General features: G+C 74.2%; 23 protein-coding genes. 12 read left to right on the plus strand and 11 right to left on the minus strand.

From position 1 onward, the window contains the following. Positions 1-61 precede the first annotated feature (61 nt). Both PKE99_RS01125 and PKE99_RS01130 read right to left on the minus strand, forming a co-directional pair. Positions 62-2,539: a DUF6049 family protein gene (locus tag PKE99_RS01125; protein ID WP_037042080.1), complete on the minus strand. Its 2,478-nt coding sequence runs from the start codon at positions 2,537-2,539 to the stop codon at positions 62-64. After that, a complete protein-coding gene (locus PKE99_RS01130; RefSeq protein ID WP_037042079.1) occupies positions 2,536-3,030 on the minus strand; it encodes an NUDIX domain-containing protein in 495 nt (164 codons plus the stop codon). Before PKE99_RS01130 ends, PKE99_RS01125 begins: the two co-directional genes overlap by 4 nt. Before the next feature lie 142 nt (positions 3,031-3,172). Between PKE99_RS01130 and PKE99_RS01135 the strand changes: the two genes are divergently transcribed. Then, positions 3,173-4,639 carry a CCA tRNA nucleotidyltransferase gene (locus tag PKE99_RS01135; protein WP_051736964.1) on the plus strand — a complete coding sequence of 489 codons (1,467 nt, stop codon included), beginning with the start codon at positions 3,173-3,175 and terminating at the stop codon, positions 4,637-4,639. A 16-nt stretch (positions 4,640-4,655) separates the two neighbouring features. On the opposite strand, the gene PKE99_RS01140 is transcribed toward PKE99_RS01135, so the two are convergent. After that, the gene (locus PKE99_RS01140; protein ID WP_231498086.1) at positions 4,656-5,972 is read right to left on the minus strand and encodes an MFS transporter; all 1,317 of its coding nucleotides are present in this window, start codon (positions 5,970-5,972) and stop codon (positions 4,656-4,658) included. Between the two features lie 43 nt (positions 5,973-6,015). Here PKE99_RS01140 and PKE99_RS01145 point away from each other — a divergent pair, with 43 nt between their 5' ends. Both PKE99_RS01145 and PKE99_RS01150 read left to right on the plus strand, forming a co-directional pair. Further along, entirely contained in the window at positions 6,016-6,609 is a 594-nt protein-coding gene (locus PKE99_RS01145; protein WP_037042078.1) for a YqgE/AlgH family protein, read from the plus strand. Between the two features lie 262 nt (positions 6,610-6,871). Beyond that, positions 6,872-7,210 carry a DUF4333 domain-containing protein gene (locus PKE99_RS01150; RefSeq protein ID WP_037042077.1) on the plus strand — a complete coding sequence of 113 codons (339 nt, stop codon included), beginning with the start codon at positions 6,872-6,874 and terminating at the stop codon, positions 7,208-7,210. A gap of 499 nt (positions 7,211-7,709) precedes the next feature. Here PKE99_RS01150 and PKE99_RS01155 read toward each other — a convergent pair whose 3' ends face one another. Continuing rightward, positions 7,710-8,153 carry an SdpI family protein gene (locus PKE99_RS01155; RefSeq protein ID WP_051736963.1) on the minus strand — a complete coding sequence of 148 codons (444 nt, stop codon included), beginning with the start codon at positions 8,151-8,153 and terminating at the stop codon, positions 7,710-7,712. Between the two features lie 277 nt (positions 8,154-8,430). On the opposite strand from PKE99_RS01155, the gene leuS reads away from it, so the two are divergent. Continuing rightward, complete coding sequence (gene leuS, locus PKE99_RS01160; protein WP_051736962.1) at positions 8,431-11,277, plus strand: leucine--tRNA ligase; 2,847 nt, start codon at positions 8,431-8,433, stop codon at positions 11,275-11,277. A gap of 7 nt (positions 11,278-11,284) precedes the next feature. On the opposite strand, the gene PKE99_RS01165 is transcribed toward leuS, so the two are convergent. The 6 genes from PKE99_RS01165 to PKE99_RS01190 all read right to left on the minus strand — a co-directional run bounded on the left by PKE99_RS01165 (position 11,285) and on the right by PKE99_RS01190 (position 16,119). Next, positions 11,285-11,758: a hypothetical protein gene (locus PKE99_RS01165; RefSeq protein WP_231498085.1), complete on the minus strand. Its 474-nt coding sequence runs from the start codon at positions 11,756-11,758 to the stop codon at positions 11,285-11,287. Beyond that, entirely contained in the window at positions 11,755-12,531 is a 777-nt protein-coding gene (locus tag PKE99_RS01170) for a UPF0158 family protein (protein ID WP_037042076.1), read from the minus strand. Before PKE99_RS01170 ends, PKE99_RS01165 begins: the two co-directional genes overlap by 4 nt. Positions 12,532-12,612: 81 nt before the next feature. Then, positions 12,613-13,296, minus strand: coding sequence for an SDR family oxidoreductase (locus PKE99_RS01175; RefSeq protein ID WP_037042497.1), 684 nt, complete (start codon positions 13,294-13,296; stop codon positions 12,613-12,615). Between the two features lie 30 nt (positions 13,297-13,326). Then, entirely contained in the window at positions 13,327-13,908 is a 582-nt protein-coding gene (locus tag PKE99_RS38800; RefSeq protein ID WP_063739675.1) for a C40 family peptidase, read from the minus strand. Between the two features lie 522 nt (positions 13,909-14,430). Continuing rightward, the gene (locus PKE99_RS01185; RefSeq protein ID WP_037042075.1) at positions 14,431-15,510 is read right to left on the minus strand and encodes an inositol-3-phosphate synthase; all 1,080 of its coding nucleotides are present in this window, start codon (positions 15,508-15,510) and stop codon (positions 14,431-14,433) included. Between the two features lie 30 nt (positions 15,511-15,540). Then, positions 15,541-16,119: a PadR family transcriptional regulator gene (locus PKE99_RS01190; RefSeq protein WP_037042494.1), complete on the minus strand. Its 579-nt coding sequence runs from the start codon at positions 16,117-16,119 to the stop codon at positions 15,541-15,543. A gap of 196 nt (positions 16,120-16,315) precedes the next feature. Here PKE99_RS01190 and PKE99_RS01195 point away from each other — a divergent pair, with 196 nt between their 5' ends. The 4 genes from PKE99_RS01195 to PKE99_RS01210 all read left to right on the plus strand — a co-directional run bounded on the left by PKE99_RS01195 (position 16,316) and on the right by PKE99_RS01210 (position 21,593). Continuing rightward, on the plus strand, positions 16,316-16,720 hold the full coding sequence (locus PKE99_RS01195; protein WP_037042074.1) for a DUF5318 family protein: 405 nt from the start codon (positions 16,316-16,318) through the stop codon (positions 16,718-16,720). Positions 16,721-17,143: 423 nt separating this feature from the next. Continuing rightward, complete coding sequence (locus PKE99_RS01200; RefSeq protein WP_156067303.1) at positions 17,144-19,387, plus strand: transglycosylase domain-containing protein; 2,244 nt, start codon at positions 17,144-17,146, stop codon at positions 19,385-19,387. Positions 19,388-19,480: 93 nt separating this feature from the next. After that, positions 19,481-20,971, plus strand: coding sequence for a glycosyltransferase family 87 protein (locus PKE99_RS01205; protein ID WP_425566470.1), 1,491 nt, complete (start codon positions 19,481-19,483; stop codon positions 20,969-20,971). Continuing rightward, positions 20,958-21,593 (plus strand): NUDIX hydrolase, encoded by a 636-nt coding sequence (locus PKE99_RS01210; protein ID WP_081923862.1) that lies wholly within the window; start codon positions 20,958-20,960, stop codon positions 21,591-21,593. The genes PKE99_RS01205 and PKE99_RS01210 overlap by 14 nt, the downstream gene beginning before the upstream one ends. Positions 21,594-23,048: 1,455 nt before the next feature. Here PKE99_RS01210 and PKE99_RS01220 read toward each other — a convergent pair. Then, positions 23,049-23,819 carry a deoxyribonuclease IV gene (locus PKE99_RS01220; RefSeq protein WP_037042487.1) on the minus strand — a complete coding sequence of 257 codons (771 nt, stop codon included), beginning with the start codon at positions 23,817-23,819 and terminating at the stop codon, positions 23,049-23,051. A gap of 370 nt (positions 23,820-24,189) precedes the next feature. Between PKE99_RS01220 and rpsF the strand changes: the two genes are divergently transcribed. From rpsF to rplI, 4 genes are read left to right on the plus strand one after another with little or no spacing between them, the layout of a single operon-like run. After that, positions 24,190-24,528 carry a 30S ribosomal protein S6 gene (rpsF, locus tag PKE99_RS01225; protein WP_037042071.1) on the plus strand — a complete coding sequence of 113 codons (339 nt, stop codon included), beginning with the start codon at positions 24,190-24,192 and terminating at the stop codon, positions 24,526-24,528. Between the two features lie 10 nt (positions 24,529-24,538). Then, positions 24,539-25,057, plus strand: a complete 519-nt coding sequence (locus PKE99_RS01230; RefSeq protein WP_037042069.1) for a single-stranded DNA-binding protein — start codon at positions 24,539-24,541, stop codon at positions 25,055-25,057. Positions 25,058-25,113: 56 nt separating this feature from the next. Next, the gene (gene rpsR, locus PKE99_RS01235) at positions 25,114-25,350 is read left to right on the plus strand and encodes a 30S ribosomal protein S18 (protein WP_037042067.1); all 237 of its coding nucleotides are present in this window, start codon (positions 25,114-25,116) and stop codon (positions 25,348-25,350) included. 20 nt (positions 25,351-25,370) lie between these two features. Further along, the gene (rplI, locus tag PKE99_RS01240; protein WP_037042065.1) at positions 25,371-25,820 is read left to right on the plus strand and encodes a 50S ribosomal protein L9; all 450 of its coding nucleotides are present in this window, start codon (positions 25,371-25,373) and stop codon (positions 25,818-25,820) included. Positions 25,821-26,341 lie beyond the last annotated feature (521 nt).

The following is a 26,341-nucleotide window of genomic DNA, read 5'->3' on the forward strand; positions in this document are numbered from 1 at the left end:
TCGCGACCTCCACCCCGTGCGCCACGCGCGACTGTCTGCCCCCTGCCGCCAGGTCGTCAGCCTACGGCAGATCGCCGTCCGGCGCGGTCACCCCGCGCCGTGACGCGCGCGGGAGTCCGGGCGGGAACTCCGCGGACCCGACGGACGTTCCCGCCGGCCGCTCGCCGGGACGAACCGCAGGTCGGGGACCTTCCGGACCGCCCGTGACCGGCGACTCGGGCACTCCGGCCGCGGGGCCGGCCGGCGGTCCGCCGTGCGGCGCGCGCACCGGGACCGGAGGTCGGACGGGCCCGGTCGGCGGGCCCGTGCCGGTTCCGTGCGGTCCGGTTCCCCCGTCCGGACCTGACCGGTCGCCCCGGATCCGCCGGACGATCCGACGGGCGGCGAGCAGCACGAGCAGCACGCCGGCGACCGCGGTGAGCCAGATCGTGACGGTGCCGTAGACCGTCGAGCGGACCTGCAGCCGGGTCGGCTCGCCGAGCGCGCCGCCGTCCGGCGTGCGGACCGAGGCCTCGACGGTGAACTGCCCCGCGCGCAGCACCTCGGCGCTGACCCGGACCTGCACCCGGCCGAGTGGGGGCACGCGCTGCACCGGGATCGGGGCGACCCGCAGCCCGGCCGTGCTGGCCAGCTCCACCCTGACCGTCATCGTGATGGGAAGTCCGTTGGCCACGGTCAACGGCACCGGAGCGTCCCGTGTACCCAGCGAGAACGGCCCCGGCGGCTCCAGCACCCGCACCGAGCCGACCAGCTCGTCGATCCGCGTCCCGACCAGGCCGGCCTGCACCCGGGCCGCGGCCGGGTCGCCGCGCCACCAGCCGGAGACCGCGCGCAGCATCCCGCGCAGCAGGGGGTCGAAGACCTGCTCCGGCGGCGCCCCGACACCCGTCTCGTAGTCGGCGGCCGCCCGCAGCCGCTCGACGTCGTCGCGGTCCTCGGCCACCGAGGCGACGACCGCAGGCGGGATCTCTAGTGCCCCCATCCGCACGGGGTAGGTGAGCCGCCGCCGATTCGCCCCGGGCGGGGCGCCCGCCGCGACCGAGGCCCCGAGCGCGCGCGGCTCGGCCAGCCCGGCCGTGATCAGTCGGGACGCGCCGTCGAGCAGGGTGTCCGCGCCGCGGCCGTCGATCGCCCACCGGTGCGGCGGGGCGAGGACCAGCGGCCCGCCGGCGCGGGCGCCGGACAGTGCCCGGAAGGCGAGCGCGCCGAGCGCGTCCTGCGTCCCGAGGGCCCCGGGACCGCCGGCCGGGCTGGTGCTGGTGGTCGACGCGCTGCTGCCGCCGGCCGCGAGGGTCAGCAGCGGGTCGGTGAGCACCCCGACCGTCGACGTGCCGCCCGCGGTCGGGTCGGCCAGCGGGACGACGCCGGAGACCTGCGTGGCGCCGGGCTGCTCGACCGAGTCGGCGGAGAGCACGGCGGCCGACGACCCGTCGCCGGCCTGGCCCACGTCCGCCAGGGTGGCCTCGTCGAGTGCCCCGTCGACCGGCCAGACGGTGTCGGCGAGCACCGGCGTCCCGAGCAGCCGCCCGGTGAGCTGCCGGCCGTCGTCGACGGCCCGCCGGGCGAGGTCCGACGCGCCGGACCGGACCAGGGCGACCAGGTCGGCGTCGTCCTGCGCGAGGGCGAGCACGCAGCTGCCCCGCAGGGTGGCGGAGAGCCGGGCGAGCCAGGCCCGGGCCGCGTCGGCGCCGGCCCCCGGCGTGACGGTCCCGTCCGGGGCGCGCACCTGGTAGCCGTCGGCCATCTGCGCGGCCGTCTCGACGAGGTCCGGGTCGATCGCGACGCACAGCCCGGCCCGCAGCGGCGAGCCGACGGGGGCGCGGGCGGCCAGCGCCTCGACCAGGCCGGCGAGCCGGCCGCCGGGGGCGAACGAGGCGGCGAGGCCGTCGTCGGTGAGGGTGACCGGCTCGCCGGGCACGGTCGGCAGCCGCCGCGGCGGCTCGACCATCGGATAGAGCAGCGTGAACGGCGTCGAGCCGGTCGGTGGCGCGGCCGGTCCCGCCGGGGCGCCCCAGGGCAGCGAGAGCACCGGCAGCAGCAGGCGCACCGCCGCCATCCGGGACCGGAGGCCGTCCCGGGTGCCGTTGACGTTGACCAGCAGGGCGTGCACCCCCGTGCGGGCCAGGGCCAGCGACGAGGTGGGCGGACCGGTGAGCGGCACCGAGAGCGTGACCGGCTCGGACGCGCCGGCGGCCAGGTCGGGCAGGTCGGTGAAGACGGGGGTGACGGCGTCGGCGGCGTCGTCGCCGGCCAGGGCCTCGCGCACCGCGGCCTCGCTGCGCAGCGGGTCGCTGCGCTGGACGCGGGCGCCGAGGCCGGTCACCGGGCTCGACCCGGTGTTGGTCAGCGTGCCGGTGAGGGTCAGGGTCGCGGGCCCGTCCGCGGTGACGACGCGGGGCGAGGCGGCCGTGACGTCGAGACGCAGGCCGGTGTCCGCGGCCGGGGGCGCGTCGGGCTGCGCCGCGGCCGTCCCCGCCGCCGCCCCGACCAGGGTCGCGAGCAGGGTGAGGATCGCGGCGGCCGCCGCGACCGCTCTCACGCGGTCTCCTCCAGCAGTTCGGTCGCCCGCCGGATCAACCGTCGCTCGTCGGCGTAGGCGAGCCGGCCCTCCAGCTCCCCGAGCGGCACCCACGCGACCTCGGCGACCTCGACGTCGTCGTCGCACAGGTCGCCGCCGAGGGCCCGCATCAGGAAGTGGTGCACGGTCTTGTGCACCCGGCGGTCCTCGGCGACGAACCAGAAGTCGATCGTGCCCAGCGGTGCGACCACGCGCCCGATGATGCCGGTCTCCTCCTCGACCTCCCGCACCGCCGCCTCCTCGGCGGTCTCCCCGGCCTCGATGTGCCCTTTCGGCAGGGACCACAGGAGCCGGCCGCGGCGGTCCAGACGGCCGATCACGGCCGCGCGGCCCAGCTCGTGGTCGACGACGAGGCCACCCGCGGACGTCTCGTCGACCGTCCGCAGGCGACGGCGCCGGTCGGCGGGCCTCCCCGCGCGGCGCCCCCCTGAGCGGCCGCGGGAGGAGGACATGTGGCGATGGTAACGAGGGGACGGTCCCGGGGCGGGGTTCTGCAGGACGCGCGTGCGTCACGCCCCGTTCGTCCCGCCGTCGGATCCCCCGGGCGGCGCCCACGGGCGCCGCCTACACTGGCCCGCCGTGTCTTCCCCGCTCGTGATCTCCGGTACCGCCGTGGCCGCGGCACCGGATCGGCCGGACGCACTCCGGCGCGCCCAGGAGAATGCGCTCGTGGAGCTGCTCGACATCCCCGCCGTCGCCGACGAGCTCGGCGACCGCTTCCGTGCGGCCGGGCACACGCTCTACCTCGTCGGCGGCAGCGTCCGCGACGCCCTGCTCCGCCGCGGCGGCGCGGACCTGGACTTCACCACCGACGCCCGGCCCGAGCGCATCCTCGAGATCGTCGCCGGCTGGGCGGACGCGACCTGGGACACCGGCATCGAGTTCGGGACCGTCGGCGTGCGCCGCGGCGACGACACCCTCGAGATCACGACCTTCCGGGCCGACGCCTACGACCGCGTCGGCCGCAAGCCGCTCGTCCGGTTCGGGGACTCGCTCGAGGGCGACCTGGTCCGCCGCGACTTCACCGTGAACGCGATGGCCGTCGAGGTGCACACCGCGCCCGGCGACCGCCGGTTCGTCGACCCCTACGGCGGCCTCGCCGCGCTGGCCGCCGGGGTCCTCGACACCCCGGCCGCGCCACAGGAGTCCTTCGCCGACGACCCGCTGCGGATGCTGCGGGCCGCCCGGTTCGTCTCCCAGCTCGGGTTCACCCCGGCCGCGCGGGTCACCTCCGCGATGTCGGCGATGGCCGGCGAGCTCACCCGGATCACCAAGGAGCGGATCCAGGCCGAGTTCTCCAAGCTGCTGCTCGGCGCGCACCCGCGGCGCGGGATCGAGCTGCTGGTCGACACCGGGTTGGCCGAGTACGTGGTGCCCGAGGTGCCGGCGATGCGGCTCGCGATCGACGAGCACATGCAGCACAAGGACGTCTACACGCACTCGCTCGTCGTCATGGAGCAGGCGATCGAGCGGGAGGAGAAGCCCGACCTGGTGCTGCGCCTCGCGGCCCTGCTGCACGACGTCGGCAAGCCGCCGACCCGGCGCAAGGAGCCGGACGGCCGGGTGAGCTTCCACCACCACGAGGTGGTCGGCGCGAAGATGGTCCGCAAGCGGCTCCGCGACCTGCGCTACCCGAAGCACGTGGTCGACGACGTCAGCCAGCTCGTCTACCTGCACCTGCGGTTCCACGGGTACGGCAAGGGCGAGTGGACGGACTCGGCCGTGCGCCGGTACGTCGCCGACGCCGGGCCGTTGCTCGACCGGCTGCACGCGCTCGTCCGCTCCGACTGCACCACCCGTAACCGGCGGCGGGCCGCGGCGCTGCAGCGCTCGTACGACTCGCTCGAGGACCGGATCGCCGAGCTGCGCAAGCAGGAGGAGCTCGACGCCATCCGGCCCGACCTCGACGGCAACGCGATCATGCAGATCCTCGGCATCCCGCCGGGCCCGCAGGTCGGCAGGGCCTACAAGCACCTGCTCGCGCTGCGGATGGAGAACGGGCCGATGAGCGCGGAGCAGGCCGAGGCCGAGCTGCGCCGGTGGGCCGCCGAGAACCTCTGAGGGATCGGCGCGGGCGTCAGGTGCGCCGGCGCAGCTGTGCCTCGTGCCCGGCGAGGCCCAGCAGGTAGACGACGGCGGCCGAGCCGAGCAGCCACGGGAAGTTCCCGTCGGGCGGGGCGAGGAGGGCCGCCGCGGCCACGGCCACGACGTAGCAGGTGTTGAACAGCGCGTCGTAGAGGGCGAAGACCCGGCCGCGGGCCTCGTCGGCCGTCTCCTGCTGGATGGCCGCGTCGGCGCACAGCTTCACCACCTGACCGGCGGTGCTGAGCACGAAGGCCGCGGCCAGCACCGTCGGGATCGTCGTGACGGCGGCGACCCCGACCTGCGCCAGCGCCGCGACGACGAGGCCCGTCCGGATCGTGGTCGCGCGGCCGAGGCGGTGGGTGAGCCACGGCGTGAGCAGCGCCGCCACACCGACGCCGGCGCCGGCGGCCATCACGACCTGCCCGACCCCCGCCAGCCCGGCCCGCCAGACACCGGCGTCGTGGAACGCGTAGCGGAAGAGCAGCAGCGACAGCAGCGTGCTCATGCCGAAGGCCAGCCGGTGCGCGCCGACGGCGCAGAACGCGGCACTGGCCGTGGGGACCCGCACCACCGCGCGGGCGCCGTCCAGCCACCCGCGCGCGACGGCGGCGATCCGGCTGCGCGCCTCGGTCCCGTCCGGCCCGAGCACGCCCCGGGCGAACCCGGCCGCCGCGAGGGCCGCGAGGAGCGAGCCGACGATCGCGAACGCCGTGGTCACCCCGGAGCCGGCATCGCCCGCCCCGACCAGCTCCCGGACGCCGATCGCCATGGCCCCGCCCAGCGCGGCCGAGGCGGCCCCGGCGGTCGACGCCACGACGTTGGCCTCGACGAGGTTGCGCGGCTCGACGACGTGCGGCAGCGCCGCGGACAGCCCCGCCCCCACGAACCGGCTCACCCCGACGACGGCGAGCGCGCCGAGGTAGAGCGGCGCGCCCGCCACCCCGGTCCCGACCGCCACGGCGACGATCGCGATCAGCACCCCGCGCAGCAGGTTCGCCAGGAGCAGCACCCGGCGGCGGTCCCAGCGGTCGAGCAGCGCGCCGGCGAAGGGCCCGATGAACGAGTACGGCAGCAACATCACCGCGAGCCCGGCCGCCACCGCGAGCGGATCGGCCTGGCGCTCCGGGTTGAACAGCACCGCGCCGCCCAGCGCGGCCTGGAAGAACCCGTCCCCCCACTGGGCCGGAACCCGCGACAGCAGCAGCCTGCGGAAACCGCGGCCCCGCATCAGTGCGCGGACGCCCACCTTCACGGCGGCCGCGTTCCCCGCCGCCGGCGTCAGGGGCGGAGCGGGGTTTGGGACGGACACGGGTGGAGCGTACGTCCCGGGGCGGGGGTGCGAATATGGGTGAGTGAGGGACGACCGCCCCGGCAGGCAGGCCACCGCTCCGGTCGGACCGGGCACCCTTCTGGTGGCCGCACCCAACCTCACCGATCCCAACTTCTCCCGCACCGTCGTCTACCTCGTCGAGCACCGGGAGCACGGCAGCCTCGGCGTGGTGCTCAACCGGCCGTCCGAGGCCTCGGTGCGGGACGTCCTCCCCCGCTGGGCGGCGCTGGCCTCCGGTCCCGGCACCGTCTTCGTCGGCGGGCCGGTCGACGGCACCACCGCGCTCTGTCTGGCCAGCCTGCGGCCGGGCCATCGGCCCGACGGGGTCGAGGGCGTCGTCGGGGTGAACGGGCCGGTCGTGCTCGTTGACCTGGACAGCGAGCCGGCGGCCGTCGCCTCGCAGGTCCGGGGGCTGCGGGTGTTCGCCGGGTACTCGGGCTGGGACTCCGGACAGCTCGCCGGGGAGATCGCGCGCGGGGACTGGTTCGTGGTCCCGGGCCTGCCCGACGACGTCACCACCGACCGGCACGCCGACCTCTGGGGCCGGGTGCTGCGCCGCCAGGGCGCGCCACTGGCCCTGCTCTCCACCTTCCCCGTGGAGATCGGGCTGAACTGACGCCGCGCGGTCGACCCCGGTCGGTCCGTCCGCCGGCTTCGATCGGCCTGTGGCTCCGGGGCGGCCCGTCGGCCGGTCGGCTGGTTGATCTCGGTCGGCTGGTTGATCTCGATGGGCTCGTCGGGCTTCGGTCGGCCGTTGGTCTCGGTGGGCCCGTCGGTTCCGGTCGGCCCTGCTCGGCAACGCGTTCGTGACCTGCGGGACCTTCCGCCGGTGCGGCCGTGCGGGGACCCTGGAGGCCCGCACGGACCGAGGAGGCCGGATGTCCGCCCGTCGTGCCCCGTCCCGCGCCGGCCTCGCCGTGGTCGCGGCCCTCGCGCCGCTGCTGGCCGCCTGCTCGGTCCTGGTGACGGGCACCCCGACGGCCGCCCCGCCCCGCACCCTCGACGGGGCGCAGGTCGAACGGGACGTGCGCGCGGTGCTGGCCGCGGATCCGTCGACCGCGGCGCTGGCCACGGCCCCGGTGCTGTGTCCGCAGCAGGTCGTCGTGTACCCGCAGCTCGTGCTGTTCTGCCAGGCCCACCTGGGCAACGTCATCCGCTCGATCCCGGTGACGGTCCTCGACCGGGAGGGGAACTACCAGGTCGGCAGGCCGTTCTGACGTCCGTATGTAATTAGACGTACGTCTGAGACGAACGTCTAGAAGCCCGCGAGTCGGGAGATCCGGCACCGCGAGTCGGGAGTTCTGGGCCCCGAGTCGGTTGCCGTGGCACAGCGAGTCGGGAGTCCGGCCCGTGCCGCTCCGCGCTTCGCGAGCACCTTCACGCCCGCCCTGGCCCCACGACACAACCGATCACCCCGTCCCACGCCCCGTCGACGACCTGCGGGACGTCACTTCGGGTGTGCCGGCTCGGTGCGAGTCGGCCACTGTCGACCCAGAGGCGGCCGCTGTCGGCCTCCGCCCGCGGGACCGTTCGACAGGGCGGCCGTCCGTCCCACTCCCCGTCGACGGCCCGCGCGACGCCGCTCCGGGTGTGCGAGCGTGCGAGGCGCAGCGGGAGCCCGCCGGACACCAGGGCAGCCCCGGACCCTTCCGCGCGCACATCCAGAACCGCGCGCCACACCCGTCGACCGGACGCGTCGAAACCGCGAGGAAGAGGTCAGCGCAGGGCGGTGCGGCAGCCCGCGACCAGATCACAACCCGCGCAGGAGCCCGTGCAGCCGTTGTCCGCCTCGGCCTCGGCGGCCCGGGTGGCGGTCTCGATCCGGCCGGCCCGGTCGCCGAGCGCCCCGCCGATCCCGGCGAGCACGAGCGCGCCGACGGCGCCGATCGCCGTGACGATCCAGCCGAGCGCGGCGGGCGGGGCGGCCAGCAACACGATCCCGGCGAACAGGCAGACCGCCCCGGCGGCGGCGAGCGGCGGGGCCGCCACGCGGTTCGCCGAGACCCAGGCGGGCGCGGACTCGAGGGTGGCGGCGGTGCGGACCCCGGCCCAACGGTTGCGCGGCAGCTTCGACCGCGCCCCCAGCACGGCGACCGTGACCAGCGCGACGCCGGCCAGGACGAAGAGCACACCGAGGACGAGGCGCAGGGTCGCGGGCACGTCACCAGGGTAGATCGGGCCTCCCCGCGTGCCGCGCGGCCCCGTCCCCGCGCAACCCCGTCGAAGCCCGTCGGCCAGCGGCGTTACCCTGGGTATCGCGTTCCACGGCCCGCCGGAAGCCCGGCCTCACCCGGCGCCGCGCCGAGCCGCACGCCGAACCGACCACCCGGGCCGACCGGGGCGGGCGCGCTCCGGCCGCGCGGCTCCCGGCGACCGCACCAGCAGGCCGACCGGCGAACCGTCGCGGGACGGTTCATCCTCGAGGTAGAGCGGGATCATGAGCACGGAGAGCACCACCATCGCGCCCGGAGACGCTCCCGCGTCCCCGCCCCACCGCTACGACGCGCGCCTGGCCGGCGAGATCGAGCGCCGCTGGCAGGACCGGTGGGAGGCCGAGGGCACGTTCCACGCGCCGAACCCGGGCGAGCCGGGCTCGGAGAAGCCCAAGGCGTACGTGATGGACATGTTCCCGTACCCGTCGGGCGCGGGGCTGCACGTCGGGCACCCGCTCGGCTTCATCGGGACGGACGTGCTGGGCCGCTACCTGCGGATGACCGGGCACAACGTGCTGCACCCGATGGGTTTCGACGCGTTCGGCCTGCCCGCCGAGCAGTACGCCGTGCAGACCGGCACGCACCCCCGCACGACCACCGAGGCCAACATCGCCCGGTACAAGCAGCAGCTGCGGCAGCTGGGCCTGGCCCACGACCCGCGCCGGTCGATCGCGACCACGGACGTCACGTACTACCGCTGGACCCAGTGGATCTTCCTGCAGATCGTCGAGTCCTGGTACGACACCGAGGCCGACCGCGCCCGCCCGATCGCCGAGCTGAAGGCCGAGTTCGGGTCCGGTGCCCGGCCCACCCCGGACGGGCGCCCGTACGAGGACCTCACCGAGGCCGAGCGCCGCGCGCTGATCGACTCCTACCGCCTCGCCTACATCTCCGAGGCGCCGGTGAACTGGTGCCCCGGCCTGGGCACCGTGCTGGCCAACGAGGAGGTCACGGCCGACGGCCGCTCCGAGCGCGGCAACTACCCCGTCTTCCGCCGCAACCTCAAGCAGTGGATGATGCGGATCACCGCGTACGCGGACCGGCTGGCCGCGGACCTGGACCGCGTCGACTGGCCCGAGTCGGTCAAGGCGATGCAGCGGAACTGGATCGGCCGCTCCGAGGGCGCCCGGGTCCGCTTCCCCGCCCCCGCCGGCGAGATCGAGGTCTTCACCACCCGCCCGGACACGCTGTTCGGCGCCACCTACATGGTCCTGGCCCCGGAGCACCCGCTGGTCGACCGGTTGACCCCGGCCGCGTGGCCGTCGGGCACGGACGTGCGCTGGACCGGCGGCGCCGGGACGCCCGCGGAGGCCGTCGCGGAGTACCGCGCCGTGGCCGCGCGGAAGTCCGAGCTGGACCGGCAGGAGAACAAGGAGAAGACCGGCGTCTTCACCGGCGCCTTCGCCGTCAACCCCGTGAACGGCGAGGAGATCCCGGTCTTCGTCGCCGACTACGTGCTGATGGGCTACGGCACCGGCGCGATCATGGCCGTCCCGGCCCAGGACCAGCGCGACTGGGACTTCGCCACGGCGTTCGGCCTGCCGATCGTGCGCACCGTCGACCCGGGTGAGGGCTGGCAGGGCGAGGCCTTCACCGGTGAGGGCGCGGCGATCAACTCGGCCAACGCGGAGATCAGCCTGAACGGGCTGGGCGTCACCGAGGCCAAGCGCGTGATCATCGACTGGCTGGCGGCCAAGGGGTTCGGAGAGGGCGTCGTCCAGTACAAGCTGCGGGACTGGCTGTTCTCCCGGCAGCGGTACTGGGGCGAACCCTTCCCGATCGTGTGGGACGAGCACGGCCCCGTCGGGCTGCCGGAGGACCAGCTGCCGGTCGTCCTGCCCGACGTCGACGACTACTCCCCCAAGACCTACGACCCGGACGACGCGGACACCGAGCCGGAGCCGCCGCTGTCGCGGGCCGACGAGTGGGTGAACGTCGAGCTGGACCTGGGCGACGGGCCGCGGAAGTACCGCCGCGAGACCAACACGATGCCGCAGTGGGCCGGCTCCTGCTGGTACTACCTGCGCTACCTGGACCCGGAGAACTCCGAGCGCTTCACCGGCGTCGAGGCCGAGAAGTACTGGATCGGCAAGGAGCCGGAGATCTCACCGGTCGACCCGGGTGGCGTCGACCTGTACGTCGGCGGCGTCGAGCACGCGGTGCTGCACCTGCTGTACTCGCGCTTCTGGCACAAGGTGCTGTTCGACCTGGGGTACGTGTCCAGCGAGGAGCCCTTCCGGAAGCTGTTCAACCAGGGCTACATCCAGGCCTACGCCTACACCGACTCGCGCGGGCTGTACGTGCCGGCCGAGGAGGTGGTCGAGGACGACAACGGCCGTTTCACGTGGAACGGCCAGCCCGTGAACCGTGAGTACGGGAAGATGGGCAAGTCCCTGAAGAACGTCGTCACGCCGGACGAGATGTGCGACCGGTACGGCGCGGACACCTTCCGGTTGTACGAGATGTACACCGGCCCGATGGAGGCCTCGCGGCCCTGGTCCACCCGGGACGTCGTCGGGCCGCAGCGGTTCCTGCAGCGGGTCTGGCGCAACCTGGTCGACGAGAACACCGGCGAGTCGCGGGTCGCGGACGTCGAGCCGGACACCGACACCCTGCGTGCGCTGCACAAGGCGATCGCGGGTGTGCGCGAGGACTACCCGGCGCTGCACTACAACACCGCCGCGGCGAAGCTCATCGAGCTGAACAACCACCTGACCAAGGCGTACCCGGGCGGTGCGCCGCGGTCGGTGGCGGAGCAGCTGGTCCTGATGCTGGCGCCGCTGGCCCCGCACATCAGCGAGGAGCTGTGGAGCCGGCTGGGCCACGGGTCCACGCTGGCCTACGAGACCTTCCCGGCGGCCGACGAGCGGTACCTGGTGCAGGACACGGTCGAGTACCCGATCCAGGTCAACGGCAAGGTGCGCTCGCGGGTCACCGTCCCGGCCGACGCCGACGGCGCAGCCGTGCAGGCCGCCGCGCTGGCCGACGAGAAGATCGTCGCCGCGCTGGACGGGGCCGAGCCGCGGAAGGTGATCGTGGTTCCCGGCCGCCTGGTGAACGTCGTCCGCTGACGGCGCGTCAGCCCGTCTCCGACGCCCGGCGCCGCTTGAGCGGCCGCACCGCCCGCCGCGTCGCCCCGGTCCGGGGCGGCGCACTGCGGGCCGGGTCGTCGAGCCACTCGTCGACCTCCTTGACGACGAGGCCGGCGTCGGCCAGCGCGGCCCGCGCCTCCTCGACCGGCACGGCCGCCCAGGAACGCTCGGCGAGCGCGGCGCGGTTGAGCAGCGAGCGGAGCTTCCGCCCGGTGACCGGGTCCATCGCGCGCTCGCGGACCACCCGGCGGACGTAGGCCGAGACGACGTCGGACGGCTGGTCGCGGGTCTCGTCGAGGGCCGCCAGCGCCACCTGGGCGGACTCGAGCGCGGCGCGGGCGGCGGCGACGACCGCCTGGCCGGCGAAGCCGTTCCCGGCGAGGAGCTCGGCGGCCGCCAGCTCCCGGCGCGCCCGGGCCATGCCCGGCCGCGGGCCGGGCGAGGGTTCCACCGCGTTCACCGCAGCCGCACCGCCTCGGCGCGGGCGCGGACCAGCCACGGCTCCTCGGGACGCGACAGCTGGGCCTGGGTCACGGGATAGGCGCACACGGTGATCCCGGAGCGCTCGGTGTGCCGCCACAGCACGGACTCGACGGCGCGCAGCTCGCCCCACGGCGACTCCAGGTCGTCGAGCACCAGGAGCAGGTCCAGCTCGGACTCGACCGACCCCTCGCCGCTGGCCCACGGCCCCACCAGCAGGACCTGGTGCAGACGGTCGCCGTAGTGCGTCGCGAGCTCCGCGGCGACGGCGGCGGGCAGGTCCTCGTTCTCCGGGGCCGGGTCGGGGTAGCCGGCCGCCGCCTGCTCGGCGGCCTCCGGGTCGACGAGCCCGGCGTCGGCGAGCCAGTCCAGCGCGCGGCGGCGGGCCCGGGCGTCGCGGAACCGGAACCACTGGTCCCGCACCTCGGGGAACTCGAAGAGGGTGTTCTTGAAGCGGCGGAAGGCACCGCGGCCGTTGAGCGCGCGGTCGAGGAGCTCGGCCGCCCGCCGGTGCTGGACGCCGGCGGTGAAGTCCGCCATGTCCTGGTAGCCCTCGCGGGAGCCGGTCTGCTCGATCGCGACCCAGCCCTGCTCCTGGAGCTCCTCCGAGTCGTCGGGCTCGCCGGAGTAGATCTCGGGCACCGTCGAGACGATCCGGCCCGTGCGCGGGTCGATCCACCACTGCACCTCGGGGGTGCGGTCGTCGAGGGCGTCCGCCAGCTCGCCGAGATCGACCTGCGCCGGATCGAGCATGGCTCGCACCCTACCCAGGCACGGGCCGCGCGAACCCGTCGTCGCCCGGCCGGATCAACGCGCCGGATCGGAGGGACCCGGTCAGCGGGGTCGGATGACGATCTCGGGCAGGTGCGCGTCGGCGCCGGCGGTCACCGCGGCGAGGATCGCGGCGGCGACGCTCTCGGGCCGCAGGAACTTCGACCCGTCGTACTCCCCGCCTTCGTGCGCGACGACGGACCGCTGCATGTCGGTGTCGACGCGGCCGGGGTGCACGGAGGTCACCCGCAGGTCCGGCTCCTCTGCGCGCAGCGCGTCGGCGAAGGCGCGCAGCGCGAACTTGCTGGCGGCGTAGGAGCCCCAGCCGGCGCGGGCGGTGAGCCCCGAGCCGGAGTTGACCAGCACGACGTCGCCGCGGGCCGCCCGCAGCGCGGGCAGCAGCAGCCGGGTCAGCCCGGCCACCGCGACCACGTTCACCTCGAACTGGTGCCGCCAGGTGTCCGGCTCGGTCTCCTCGATCGTCCCGAGGAGACCGACGCCGGCGGAGTGCACCAGGACGTCGAGGCGCGGCAGGTCGAGCCCGGCCACGGCCGCGGCGACGGACCCGTCGTCCGTCAGCTCGACCGGCCAGGCCCGCGCGCCGTCGAGCTCGGCGGCGAGGGACTCGAGCGCCACCGCGTCGCGCCCGCCCAGCACCAGGTCGTGCGTGGGGGCGAGGGCGCGGGCGACGGCGGCGCCGATCCCGCGGGAGGCACCGGTGACGAGGGCGAGCGGCCGGGAGTCCACGGCCGCCACCCTAGATCGCGGACCGTCGGATCAGACCCGGCGGGCGCCGCTGAACGGCATGGCGTTCAGCGAGCTGATCTTCACCGGCTGGCCGCTGGTGCTCGCGTGCACGACCTGGCCGTTGCCGATGTACATGGCGACGTGGCTGACCGGCTTGTAGAAGAACACCAGGTCACCGGGCTGCAAGCTGCCCTTGGACACCGGGGTGCCCACGCCCGACTGGGCGCGGCTGGTGCGCGGGATCGACACGCCGGCCTGCTTGAACGCGAAGCTGGTCAGGCCGGAGCAGTCGAACGCCGACGGGCCGGAGGCGCCGTAGCGGTAGGGCTTGCCGACCTGGGCGAGCGCCGTCGACAGCGCGGAGGCGCGCTTGGCGGCGGGCGAGAGGCCGGCCGAGGCGGCCTCGACGGCCTGGGCGGGGGCGGTGAACGCGACCGTCCGGACCGCGGCCTCGACCGGGGCGGCGGGGGCGGCGGCGGGAGCGGCCGCGGTGACGGCCGGGGCCTCGGCGTCGGCCCCGGTGGAGGCGGGCGCCAGGGAGAAGAAGGCGGCCGCCGCGGCGGTGGCGGCGACCAGGGTGGAACGGAGCAGCGCAGGTTTGTGCTCGGGCACCGGTGTGCATCCTCGTGAATCGCACCGCCCCACGGCCGCCGGCGTGCGCTCGGGGGAGAGCGGGCAGCCGGTGCGACGGGTGCGGTGGGGAGTACTCCGGCCCTGCTGAGGGAGCTTGCTGGGAGCCCGGGCCGGCGACGCACCCGCCCGTGGGGGCGGTGACCTCGTGCCCGTCCTCCCGGGTGGAGGGCGGTGGCGCGAGGCCGCGAAGGAAATTACGAACGCATTAAGGTCGCCGCCATGACGCAGATTACATTTCCGCCCGGAAAATCGGGTGACCGTGCTCACCGAATTGGTGACACGTTCGGCGCAGTGCTGGCGTGATCAGCCCGTGATAGTGCGCTCAAACTCGTCGATGCAGGTGAGGCCGACTGAGCTTGGTCACGTGATGCTGTCGTGATGACTCCGTCCGGGTGAAACCATTTCCGGTTCGGAAGCTCCGCGAACATTTCCGGAAAGGAAGCAAAAAGGAACCCCGGCCGGAGACTGGCTCCGACCGGGGTTCCGACGAGGGGTGGAGGCTCAGCGCTCCCGCTCGCCCCGGATGAACTCCTCGACCGCGGTGCGGGCCTCGGAGTCGCTGTACTGCTCCGGCGGGGACTTCATGAAGTAGCTCGACGCGGAGAGGATGGGACCGCCGATCCCGCGGTCCTTCGCGATCTTCGCGGCGCGCACGGCGTCGATGATGATGCCCGCGGAGTTGGGCGAGTCCCAGACCTCGAGCTTGTACTCCAGGTTGAGCGGGACGTCGCCGAACGCGCGGCCCTCGAGCCGGACGTAGGCCCACTTGCGGTCGTCGAGCCAGGCGACGTAGTCCGACGGGCCGATGTGCACGTTGTCCTTGCCCATGTCCCGGTCGACCTGGCTGGTCACCGACTGGGTCTTGGACACCTTCTTCGACTCGAGCCGCTCCAGCTCCTTCATGTTCAGGAAGTCCATGTTCCCGCCCACGTTGAGCTGCATCGTGCGGTCGAGCTGCACGCCGCGGTCCTCGAAGAGCTTCGCCAGCACCCGGTGGGTGATCGTCGCGCCGACCTGGGACTTGATGTCGTCGCCGACGATCGGGACGCCCGCGTCGCGGAACTTCTGCGCCCACACCGGGTCCGAGGCGATGAACACCGGCAGGGCGTTCACGAACGCCACGTTCGCGTCGATCGCCGCCTGCGCGTAGAAGCGGTCGGCCGCCTCGCTGCCCACCGGGAGGTAGGAGACGAGCACGTCCGCCTGCGTCTCGCGCAGGACCGCCGCGACGTCGACCGGCTCCTCGTCCGACTCGGTGATCGTCTCGCGGTAGAAGCGGCCCAGCCCGTCGAGGGTGTGGCCGCGCTGCACCGGGACGCCGAGCGGCGGCACGTCGGCGATCTTGATGGTGTTGTTCTCGCTGGCCGTGATGGCCTCCGAGAGATCGCGGCCGACCTTCTTCGCGTCGACGTCGAACGCGGCGACGAACTTCACGTCGCGCACGTGGTAGCCGCCGAAGTCGACGTGCATCAGGCCGGGGACGCGGGCGACCGGGTCGGCGTCCGCGTAGTACTGGACGCCCTGGACCAGCGACGCCGCGCAGTTGCCGACGCCGACGACGGCGACTCGCACCTCACTCATGCCGGCTCTCCTTCTTTCTCCGTCGGGACTTCAGGCCTCGGGAAGGCCTCGTGGACCGGCCTCGTCGCCGGGGTGACGCTCCCGCTCGATGAGCTCGTTCAGCCACCGCACCTCGCGCTCGGTGGTGTCCAGCCCGAGCTCGTGCAGCTCGCGGGTGTACCGGTCGATCTGCTCGCCGGCCCTGGCGAGCGCCGCGCGCAACCCCTCGCGGCGCTCCTCGACCGCCCGGCGCCTGCCCTCCAGGATCCGCATCCGGGTCTCGGCCGGGGTGCGGGAGAAGAACGCCAGGTGGACGCCGAAGCTCTCGTCGTCCCACGTCTGGGGGCCGGACTCGGCCAGCAGCTCGGCGAACCGCTCCTTGCCGTCGGCGGTGATCCGGTAGACGCGCCGGGCGCGCCGGGACCAGCCGCCGCCCGTCGCCGGGGGGCTCCCGGACCGGTCGGGATCCTCGACGATGAGGCCCGCGCGGACGAGCCTGCGCAGCGCCGGGTAGAGCGAGCCGTAGGAGAAGACGCGGAACCCGCCGAGCCGCAGCCCGAGCTGTTTGCGCAGCTCGTAGCCGTGCATCGGGGCTTCCAGCAGCAGCCCGAGGATGGCGAACTCGAGCATCCGCCTCCCTTCCCCCACGTGCCGCCCGGGGACCCCGATGTCCCCGGCGATCGGTCGGATCACTATATCGGCTCGATACATCCGCGTGCAGTGCCGAGATTCCGGTCACGCTCCCGACCTGCGGGTGCGCCCGGCGGTCCCGCCCGTCCGGGCGGTTCGGGAACCGCACGGGCGGGTGGCTGAGTACCCTGGTCGGGTGCTCACCCCGCGACAGGTCGTCGACTACGCGTTGCAGCGCCGTGCGCTGCTCGCGGACGTCTACGCCGGTCGGGTGGGAACCGCGGAGGTCTGTGACGCGAGCCCGTACCTGTTGCGGGCCGCTCGGTTCCACGGCCGGCCCACGCAGCAGCAGTGCCCGGTGTGCCGCAAGGAGCGGCTGACCCACGTGTGGTGGGTGTTCGGCGAGGAGCTGCGCCAGGTGTCCGGCTCGGCCCGCGACCCGGATGAGGTCGAGGAGCTGGCGGCCCGGCACGGCGAGTTCTCCGTCTACCTCGTGGAGGTCTGCCGCACGTGCAGCTGGAACCATCTGGTCCAATCGTCGGTGCTGGGCACCGGTGCCCGGCCCGACCGCCCGCGTCGCCGGAGGACCGCCGCCGAGTGACCACCTCCGCCCGATGAGCCCCGACCCCGTGAGCCGTACAGCGCCTGCACCCCACGCCCCAGCCCGGTCCGCCCCTGCTCCCCGCCGGCGGACCGGAGAAGCACGGAGCCCGCGGTGACCGATCAACGCAGCGACCGACCCGCAGCCGGCGGCCCGCCGCCCCGGCCCGGAGTCCCGGACGTCTGGGACATCCGCCCCACACAGGGCCCCCCGCCACCCGGCGCGGGGCCCTGGCGCGGTCGCGCGTCCCGGTCCGGTCCGCCGCAGCAGGGTCCGCACCAGGGCCCGCCGCCCGGCCCGCCGCAGGGTCCGCCGCCCGGGGCGCGTCCGGGTCCGCCCGCGCAGCAGGGGCCCTACGGCCCGCCGAACCGGCCGATGCCGCAGCGCGTCGGGCCGGGGCCCCAGGGTCCGCAGGGTCCGCCGATGTCCGGCCCGCCGCCCCTGCTGACCCACGACCCGAGCACGTCCGGCCCCGACGACCGGCCGACCTCGCTCGCCCTGGCCGACCCGCCCGGTCCCCCGCCGCGGCGGCCCGGCACCGGCGGGGGCGGCGACGGCGACGGCGGTGGTCGCCGGCCCGGAGGACGGAAGCAGCTCGTGCGCAGGATCGTGCTGTGGAGCCTGGCGGCCCTGATCGTCGGGCCGTTCCTGGCGTTCGCCATCGGCTGGGTGGCGTTCAAGGTGCCCAGCGCCGACGACGTCGCCAACACCCAGGTGGCCACGTTCACCTTCGCCGACGGCAGCCCGCTGGCCACGGTCCGGCCCAACAACATCAACCGGGTCAACGTCACCCTCGACCAGGTGCCCGAGCCGGTGCAGCACGCCGTGCTCTCCGCCGAGGACCGCTCGTTCTTCTCGAACCCGGGCTTCGACATCTCCGGCATCGGCCGGGCGGTGTGGAGCCAGCTGACCGGCGGCATCGGCGGCGGATCCACGATCACCCAGCAGTACATCAAGGTGACCACCGGCCAGGACCAGTTCTCGCTCTGGCGCAAGTACAAGGAGATCGTGCTCGCCGCGAAGATCTCCAAGGAGCAGACCAAGCAGGAGATCCTCGAGAACTACCTCAACGCGATCTACCTGGGTCGCGGTGCCTACGGCATCCAGGCCGCCAGCCAGGCGTACTTCGGCAAGGACGTCCAGCAGCTGAACGCCTCCGAGGGGGCGATGCTCGCCGGGCTGATCCAGTCGCCGTCGCGCTGGGACCCGGCGAAGAACGAGGACAAGTCCCGCGAGCGGTGGAACTTCGTGCTCGACGGCGAGGTCCAGATGGGCTGGATGACCCAGGCCGAGCGGGCACAGCAGCAGTACCCGCAGTGGGTGCCGCCGTCGTCGGCCGAGGGCGGCATCCCCGGGGACGCCAACGGCCACATCTACAACCAGGTCCGCGCCGAGCTGGAGCAGAACGGGATCTCCGAGGCGGAGATCAACACCGAGGGCCTGACCGTGCAGACCACGATCGACCCGGACAAGCAGAAGGACGCCGTCGACGCGGCCAACCAGGTGCTGAAGGGCCAGCCGGACAACCTGCGCACGGCGTTGGTGTCGGTCGACCCGAAGACCGGCGCCGTACTCGCCTACTTCGGCGGCAACGACGGCGTCGGCCTCGACTACGCGCAGGCCTCCAAGCAGCCCGGGTCGTCCTTCAAGCCGTTCGTGCTGGCCGCGGCCCTGCAGCAGCCGGACCCGATCGGCCTGGGCACGCAGTACGACGGCTCCTCGCCGCAGACCCTGGCCGGCCAGAAGGTGTCCAACTCCGAGGGCGTGAGCTGCGGCCGGTGCTCGGTCAAGACGGCGATGACGCAGTCGATCAACACCGTCTTCTACAAGATGGCGCTCGACATCGGCCCGCAGAAGGTGGCCGACGCGGCGATCAAGGCGGGCATCCCGGCCGCGCCGCTGGCCAACCCGACCGGCGGCATCTCGCTCGGCGACAAGAACGTCACCACCGAGAACATGGCGGCGGCCTTCGCCACCTTCGCGGCGGACGGCGTCGCCCGGCAGCCGTACCTCGTCGCGAAGGTGACCACCAGCGACGGCCGGGTCATCTACGACCACGGCGCCGGCTCCTCCGCCGGGACCCAGGCCTTCAGCCAGCAGGTCGCGCGCAACGTCACGGAGTCGATGACGGACGTGGCGAGCTCGTCGCGGATCGGGCTGCGGGACGGCCGCCCGGTCGCCGCCAAGACCGGCACCGTGCAGAGCAGCATCGAGGGCCAGAACAACGACGCCTGGACCGTCGGCTACACCCCGCAGATCGCCACCGCGGTGTGGGTCGGCACCGACGACAACTCGCCGATCAAGAACTCGGCCGGCCGGCCGGTCTACGGGCGCATGCTGCCCGGCTCGATCTGGCAGCAGTACATGTCCGACGCGCTGCGCGGGACGGACGTCGAGCCGTGGTCCAAGTTCACGCCGATCGGGCAGGCCCCGGTCTCCGACTACGCCGGCCAGTCCCCCGCGCCCACGCGGTCCGCCGGCTCGAACGACGACGGCGAGGACGGCCAGCAGCCGCGCAACCGCGACAGCGGGGACAACGGCGACAGCGGGAACAGCGGCAACGGCAACTCCGGCCGCGGCAACAACGGCAACGGCAACGGGAACGGCGGCGACTCCGGGGACAGCGGCGACTCCGGGGACAGCGGCGACAGCGGCGGCGACGGCTAGGTGACGCCGCGGCCGGTCGCCCCCGAGGACACCCGGTCCTCCGCGGCCCGGCGGCCGACGCGCCGGCCCGAGCCGCCGCGCGGACCCGCACGGGTGATCCCGACATGGACCGAGCCGCTGGTCGCCGCCGCGAGCCGGGTCGTCGGCGGGCCGCTCGGCCGGCACGCCCTCGTGGGCCGCGCCGCGTTCTGGACCCCGCTGCGGGTGGTGCTGCTGCTCGCGGTGGTCACGCTCGCCCTCGGTTGGCTCGGCAAGTCGCCCTGCCTGCAGCAGTACCGCACGGACGACGGGCAGCTGGCGCTCGACTGGCAGAACAACCGCCAGTACGTCGCCATGTGCTACTCGGACACGGTCCCGCTCTACGCCATCGAGCGGCTCGACGACCCCTCGGCGGTGCCCTACCGGGACTCGTGGACCGACTCCCCCTCGGGCGGCGTCGCGCAGACGCGGTACATGGAGTATCCGGTGCTCACCGGCTTCTACCAGTGGGCGGCGGCGCGGCTGACGGACGGGTGGCAGGCCGCGGCCGCGGTGCTCCCGCTGCCGACGGCGCTCCCGGTCGTCGTGTACTTCGACCTCGTCGCGTTCGGGCTGGCCCTCGCCTGGATCGTCGCGGTGTGGGCCGTGGTCCGGCTGCGGCCCGACCGGCCGTGGGACGGTGCGCTGGTCGCGATCTCCCCGCTCGTCGCCGTGCACGCCTTCACCAACTTCGACGCGCTCGCCGTCGCGGCGGCCTGCGCCGGGCTCCTCGCGGTCGCCCGGCGCCGGCCGGTCCTCGGCGGGGTGCTGCTCGGGCTCGGCGGTGCGGCCAAGCTCTACCCGCTGCTCCTGCTGCTGCCGGTGCTGCTCGTCGCCGCCCGGCGCCGCGAGCTCGGCACCGCGTGGCGGACGATCGGCGCCGCCGTCGTCACGTGGCTGGCGGTGAACCTGCCGGTCGCCCTGGCCTGGCCCACGGGCTGGTGGGAGTTCTTCCGGCTCAACCGGACACGCCCCGCCGACCCCGACTCGCTCTACTACGCGCTCTCGTACTTCACGGGCTGGAGCGGGTTCGACGGCCCGCTGCACGCCGACCAGGCGCCGAACACGCTCAACGCCGTCACCGCCGCCCTGCTCGTGATCGCCTGCGCCGGCCTGGTCGTGCTGGCCGCCAAGGCACCCCGGCCGCCGCGGCTCGCGTCCCTGGCGTTCCTGATCGTCGCCGCGTTCCTGCTGGCCAACAAGGTGTGGAGCCCGCAGTACTCGCTCTGGCTGGTGCCGCTGGCCGTGCTCGCGCTGCCGCGCTGGCGGCTGCTGCTCGCGTGGATGGTCGTCGACGCCCTGGTCTGGGTGCCGCGGATGTTCTTCTACGTCGGCACGGACAACAAGGGCCTGCCCCCGGACTGGTTCCTGGGCGCGGTCCTGCTCCGCGACGCCGTCGTCGTGCTGCTCTGCGTGCTCGTGGTGCGCTCGATCCTGCGGCCCTCGCGGGACCCGGTGCGCGCCGGCGACCCGGACCGCGACCCCGACTGGGCGGTGCGACGGCGGTCACACGGACCCGCGCACCGCGTGCCGGTCAGGCAGAGTCCGGAGCATGGCACCGGGTAGTGGTCGCGTCGCGGAGCTGCGCGCGGCCGTCGAGCAGCGGCTGGCGGGGTTCGAGCGGCGGGCGGTCGAGCGCCCGGACCTGAAGCGCTCCGCCGTCACGATCACGCTGGTCACCACGGGCGGCGCCGGCCTCGCCGACGGGCTCGCCTTCCTGCTCACCCGGCGGGCCGCCACCCTGCGCCGGCACGCCGGGCAGTGGGCGCTGCCCGGCGGCCGCTCCGACCCGGGCGAGACCATCACCGAGACCGGCCGCCGCGAGCTGCTCGAGGAGATCGGGCTCGCGTTGGGCGAGGACGCCGTGCTCGGGCTGCTCGACGACTACCCCACCCGCTCCGGGTACGTGATCACGCCGGTCGTGCTCTGGGGCGGCGAGGTCGGCGAGCTCACCCCGAACCCCGACGAGGTCGGCGAGCTCCACCGGATCCCGCTGGCCGACATCGACGTGGAGCCGCGCTTCCTGACCATCCCGGAGTCCGAGGCGCCGGTCATCCAGGTGCCGCTGTTCGACCGGTTCGTGCACGCGCCGACGGGGGCGGTGCTGTACCAGGTCCGGGAGCTGCTGCTGCACGGTCGTCCGACGCGGGTGGACCACCTGGAGCAGCCGGTGTTCGCCTGGCGGTGAGGCCGCCGGTCTCCCGGGCGTCGACCGTGCCGGGCACGCGCAGGAACAGCACGAACAGGATCGCGAGCAGGGCCGCCCTGCCCCACACGCCGAGCACCACGGACTGGGCGGCGAAGCCCGCGGCGACCCCGGCGTCGGCCCGGACGTCGAGCAGGTAGAACCAGCGGAAGATCCCGACGCCGATCAGCGCGTCCGCCGTGAGGTACGCCGCGATCCAGCCCCACCGGACGCGCAGCAGCACCAGGAACGGCAGCAGCCAGAGCGTGTACTGCGGCGAGTGCACCTTGTGCAACAGCAGGAACCCGCAGAGCATCGCGCCGCTGACGCCGATCCACGGGTAGACCGCGCCCCGCCGCCACCGCAGCAGGCCGACCCCGGCGGCGACCACGAAGGACAGCAGCACCAGGGCCGGCGACAGCACGTCGGACGCCGGGGCGAAGAACTCGCCCAGGCCCAGGTCCGCCATCAGCGGCCGGACGCCCCAGAACCAGATCGAGTTCGTGCTGACGTCGATCGGCCGCTCCTGCTGGAACGTGAACGACGCGGCCCAGCCGGGGAAGCCGAGCACGGCGAAGGGCAGGTTCGCGGCGGCCGCCGTGAGCGCGCCCGCGAGGCACACGCGGACCGCCCCGGGGACGTCGAGGCCGGCACCGGGCGGGCGGCCCCGGGTGAGGACGTACAGCGCCAGCGGCAGCAGGAAGGCCCCGGGATAGAGCTTCACCGCGAAGCCGAGGCCGAGCAGCACCGCGGCCACGGTCGCGCGGGTGCCGAGCGGCACCTCCCGGCGCAGCCCGTGCATCACGAACACCGCGCCGACCGCGCACGCGACGGCCGGCAGGTCCCAGTTGTGGAAGGCGTAGAGCACCAGCGGTGGGCCGAGCGCCCACAGCAGCGCCCGCCAGCGCGCGAGCCGGCCCAGCATCCAGGCGGTGACCAGGCCGAACGGGGCGAGGATGAGCGCCGAGACGAGCAGGAAGTCGGCGTCGGTCGACGCGCCGAGCGCGCCCAGCCACATCAGCACGCCGGTGAGCACCGGGTACTCGACGGTGCCGCCCTGCAGCTGCCCGTCCGGTGTGATCGAGCCGTGGACGTACGGGAAGACGTGCTGGTCGACGTCCCGGCCCAGCCACAGCTTCTGGATGTCCGAGTAGCAGACGTCCCGGTACTGCCGGACCGTGTGGTCGGGACCCGACCGTCCCGCCGCGTCGAACTCCGGCCCGGTGCAGCGGGCCTTGTTGGCGTAGCCCAGCAGCAGGGTCAGCCCGGTGAGCAGGACGATCAGGACCAGGCCCGCGGTGCCGAGCGGGCGTCGGATGGTGCCGTCGGGTGTGGCGGTGTCGTCTGTGGGCCGCGCGGGTGGTGTGGTGTCGTGCGGGGCGGTGGGTGGTGTCCCGGTGTCGTGCGCGGCGGGGCCGGCGGGCCGCGCGGCCGGGGAGCCCGCGGCCGCGCTCTCGCTCACCGTCCGAGCTTCTCGCGCAGGAACGCGATGTCCGCCGCCTGGCCCTCGGCGGGGGTCTCCACGACGACCGGGGCGCCCGCCGCGGCGCACACCGCGGCCAGGACCGCGGGCTCGATGGTCCCGGAGTCGACGTTGGCGTGCCGGTCGCGGGCGGAGTCGAACTCGTCCCGCGAGTTGTTCAGGTGCACCAGGTCGATCCGGCCGGTGATGGCCTTCGCCCGGTCCACGACGTCGACCAGGTCCTCGCCGGCGGCGAAGGCGTGGCAGGTGTCGAGGCAGAAGCCGACGCCGAACTCGCCCACCGCGTCCCACAGCCGGGCCAGCGCGTCGAACTTGCGGGCCATCGCGTTGTCGCCGCCCGCGGTGTTCTCGATGAACACCGGCACCGCGAAGCCGCCCTCGTCCTGCTGGCGCTCCACGAACTTGCGCCAGTTGTCGACGCCGACGGCCGGGTCCTCGTCCTTCGTGACGTGCCCGCCGTGCACCACCAGCCCGATCGCGCCGACCGCCTTCGCGGCCTCCGCGTGCTGGACCACGAGCTTCCGGGAGGGGATGCGGATGCGGTTGTTCGGCGAGGCCACGTTCACGACGTACGGCGAGTGGACCACCGTGGCGACCTCCGCGGCCGCGAGGGCCTCGGCGTGCGGGTGCGGCTGCGGCTTCTTCCACCCCTGCGGGTCGGCGAGGAAGAACTGGACGATCTCCGCCCCCCGCTCGGCCGCCGCGGCGAGGGGGTCGTCGTCGCGGACGTGGGCACCGATGAGCATGCCGACGAGGGTAGTGACCCCCACCGACAGTCCCGCACTCCCGCAGTCCGGCGAGCGTGCGTCGCCCGACGAGGCGCGGATCCGTCGGCGGCTCCCGGCACCCCCACCCGCGCCCACCGCGGTTCCCGGTGCCGGATCACACCGGATCCTCCACACCCGGGAAGGATCGCGGGGGCGGGGCCGGAGCGGCGGAAACGCGCTGGTAACCTCGTGTGCAACCGCTCCGACCGGTGGCCACCCGGGCCGCCGCGACGAGCCGGACCGCGGACCCCGTGTCCCGCGGCCGGCCCGATTCTGTCGGTGCGGGGTGAGAACCTCCTGCCGCGGAAGCGCCGCGGCCGTTCCAGTCCACAGGAGGTGAGTGGTTCTCATGCGTCACTACGAGCTCATGGTCATTCTCGACCCGAGCCTGGACGAGCGCACGGTGCAGCCGTCGCTGGAGACCTTCCTGAACGTCGTCCGCTCCGACGGCGGTTCGGTGGAGAAGGTCGAGGTCTGGGGCAAGCGTCGCCTCGCCTACGAGATCGCCAAGAACGCCGAGGGCATCTACGCGGTGCTCGAGGTGCAGGCGGAGCCGGCCACCGTGGCCGAGCTCGACCGCCAGCTGGGTCTCAACGAGTCCGTCCTGCGCACCAAGGTGCTGCGCAAGGAGCCCAAGAAGGCCGCGAAGGCCGCCCCCGCGCGCACGCCCGCCCCCGCCGCGAGCTGAGGAGGCCCCCATGGCCGGCGAGACTGTGATCACCGTGGTCGGCAACCTCACCGCCGACCCGGAGCTGCGGTTCACCCCCTCCGGGGCGGCCGTCGCCAACTTCACGGTGGCGTCCACGCCGCGCACCTTCGACCGCCAGTCCGGCGAGTGGAAGGACGGCGAGGCGCTGTTCCTGCGCTGCAACATCTGGCGCCAGGCCGCGGAGAACGTCGCGGAGACACTCACCCGCGGTGCGCGCGTCATCGTGCAGGGCCGGCTGCGGCAGCGGTCGTTCGAGACCCGCGAGGGTGAGAAGCGCACCGTCATCGAGATGGAGGTCGACGAGGTCGGCCCCTCGCTGCGGTACGCCACGGCCAAGGTCAACAAGGTCAGCCGCGGCGGTGGCAGCGGCGGCTTCGGCGGCGGCGGTGGCGGCGGCGGTTTCGGTGGCGGCGGCGGCCAGGGTGGCGGCGGCGGCTACGACGACCCGTGGGGTTCCGCCCCGCCGGCCGGCAGTGGCCCCGCCGCGGACGACGAGCCCCCCTTCTGACCTCGATCCACACCCCTGCGTGAGCGCGGGGACCAGTACATCCAGGAGCACCAGCAATGCCCAAGCCCGTCCTGCGCAAGCCGAAGAAGAAGGTCTGCGCGTTCTGCAAGGACAAGGCCCAGGAGATCGACTACAAGGACACCGGCCTGCTGCGGAAGTTCATCTCCGACCGCGGCAAGATCCGGGCCCGCCGCGTGACCGGCAACTGCCGGCAGCACCAGCGGGACGTCGCCGTCGCGGTGAAGAACAGCCGCGAGGTCGCCCTCCTGCCGTACACCTCGACCGCTCGTTGACCTGAGGAAGGAGTAGCACCGTGAAGCTCATCCTCACGGCCGACGTGCCGAACCTGGGCGCGCCCGGCGACATCGTCGAGGTCAAGGACGGCTACGGCCGCAACTACCTGCTCCCGCGCCAGTTCGCGATCGTCGCGACCCGGGGCGCCGAGAAGCAGGTCGAGCAGATCCGCCGCGCCCAGAAGGCCCGGCAGATCCGCGACCTGGGCCACGCCCAGGAGGTCGCCGGCTCGCTCAAGGAGCTGTCGGTCACCGTCAAGGCCAAGGCCGCGGGCGACTCCGGTCGGCTGTTCGGCTCGGTCACCTCGGCCCAGATCGTCGACGCCGTGCGCGCCGCCGGCGGCCCGGCCCTCGACCGGCACGCGGTCGAGATCGGCGAGCAGATCAAGTCGGTCGGCACCCACCCGGTGAAGGTCCGCCTGCACCCGGAGGTCACGGCCGACCTGCAGGTGGCGGTCGTCGCCGCCTGACATCCGGCATCGGCGGACCCCGGTCCGTCACGCTCCGTCACGAGGGCGGGATCGCGGTCGAGTCGACCGGGTCCCGCCCTCGCGGCGTTCTCGGGCCGCGGATCGCGCTCGGTGTCGATCGCGGAAGGGGGCTCCGGGACTGCTCGCGGCGAGCGGCGGCACACCGACCGTCCGGCGCGTGGGAACGACACGCAGAGGTTGCGCCCGCGTCGCTCGGTGACATCCCGGATGCGCCGGGTGGACGCGCGCCGGAGGGTCCCGACACGCCCGTCACGGGACGCGCCGGGCCGATCGGAAAGAAAGTTGTCCACACCGGTCACCCTACGTCTGAACTGCGGAAAGACGCACTGAGCAGGGGTTGTCCCCACGGTGTCCACAGCTCGGTGGGGAGGGCCGCCTGCCCTGTCCCCGATCCGTCCCCACGCCCTCCCCAGGGTTGTCCACACGCCGGTTTGGGCCCTGGCGCGGACTGGCCTAGCGTCACGTGCCCGGGCCGCGTGGACGATCGCCGTCCGCCCCGC

Source organism: Pseudonocardia halophobica, from assembly GCF_027922425.1.
GTDB classification, from domain to species: Bacteria; Actinomycetota; Actinomycetes; order Mycobacteriales; family Pseudonocardiaceae; genus Pseudonocardia; species Pseudonocardia halophobica.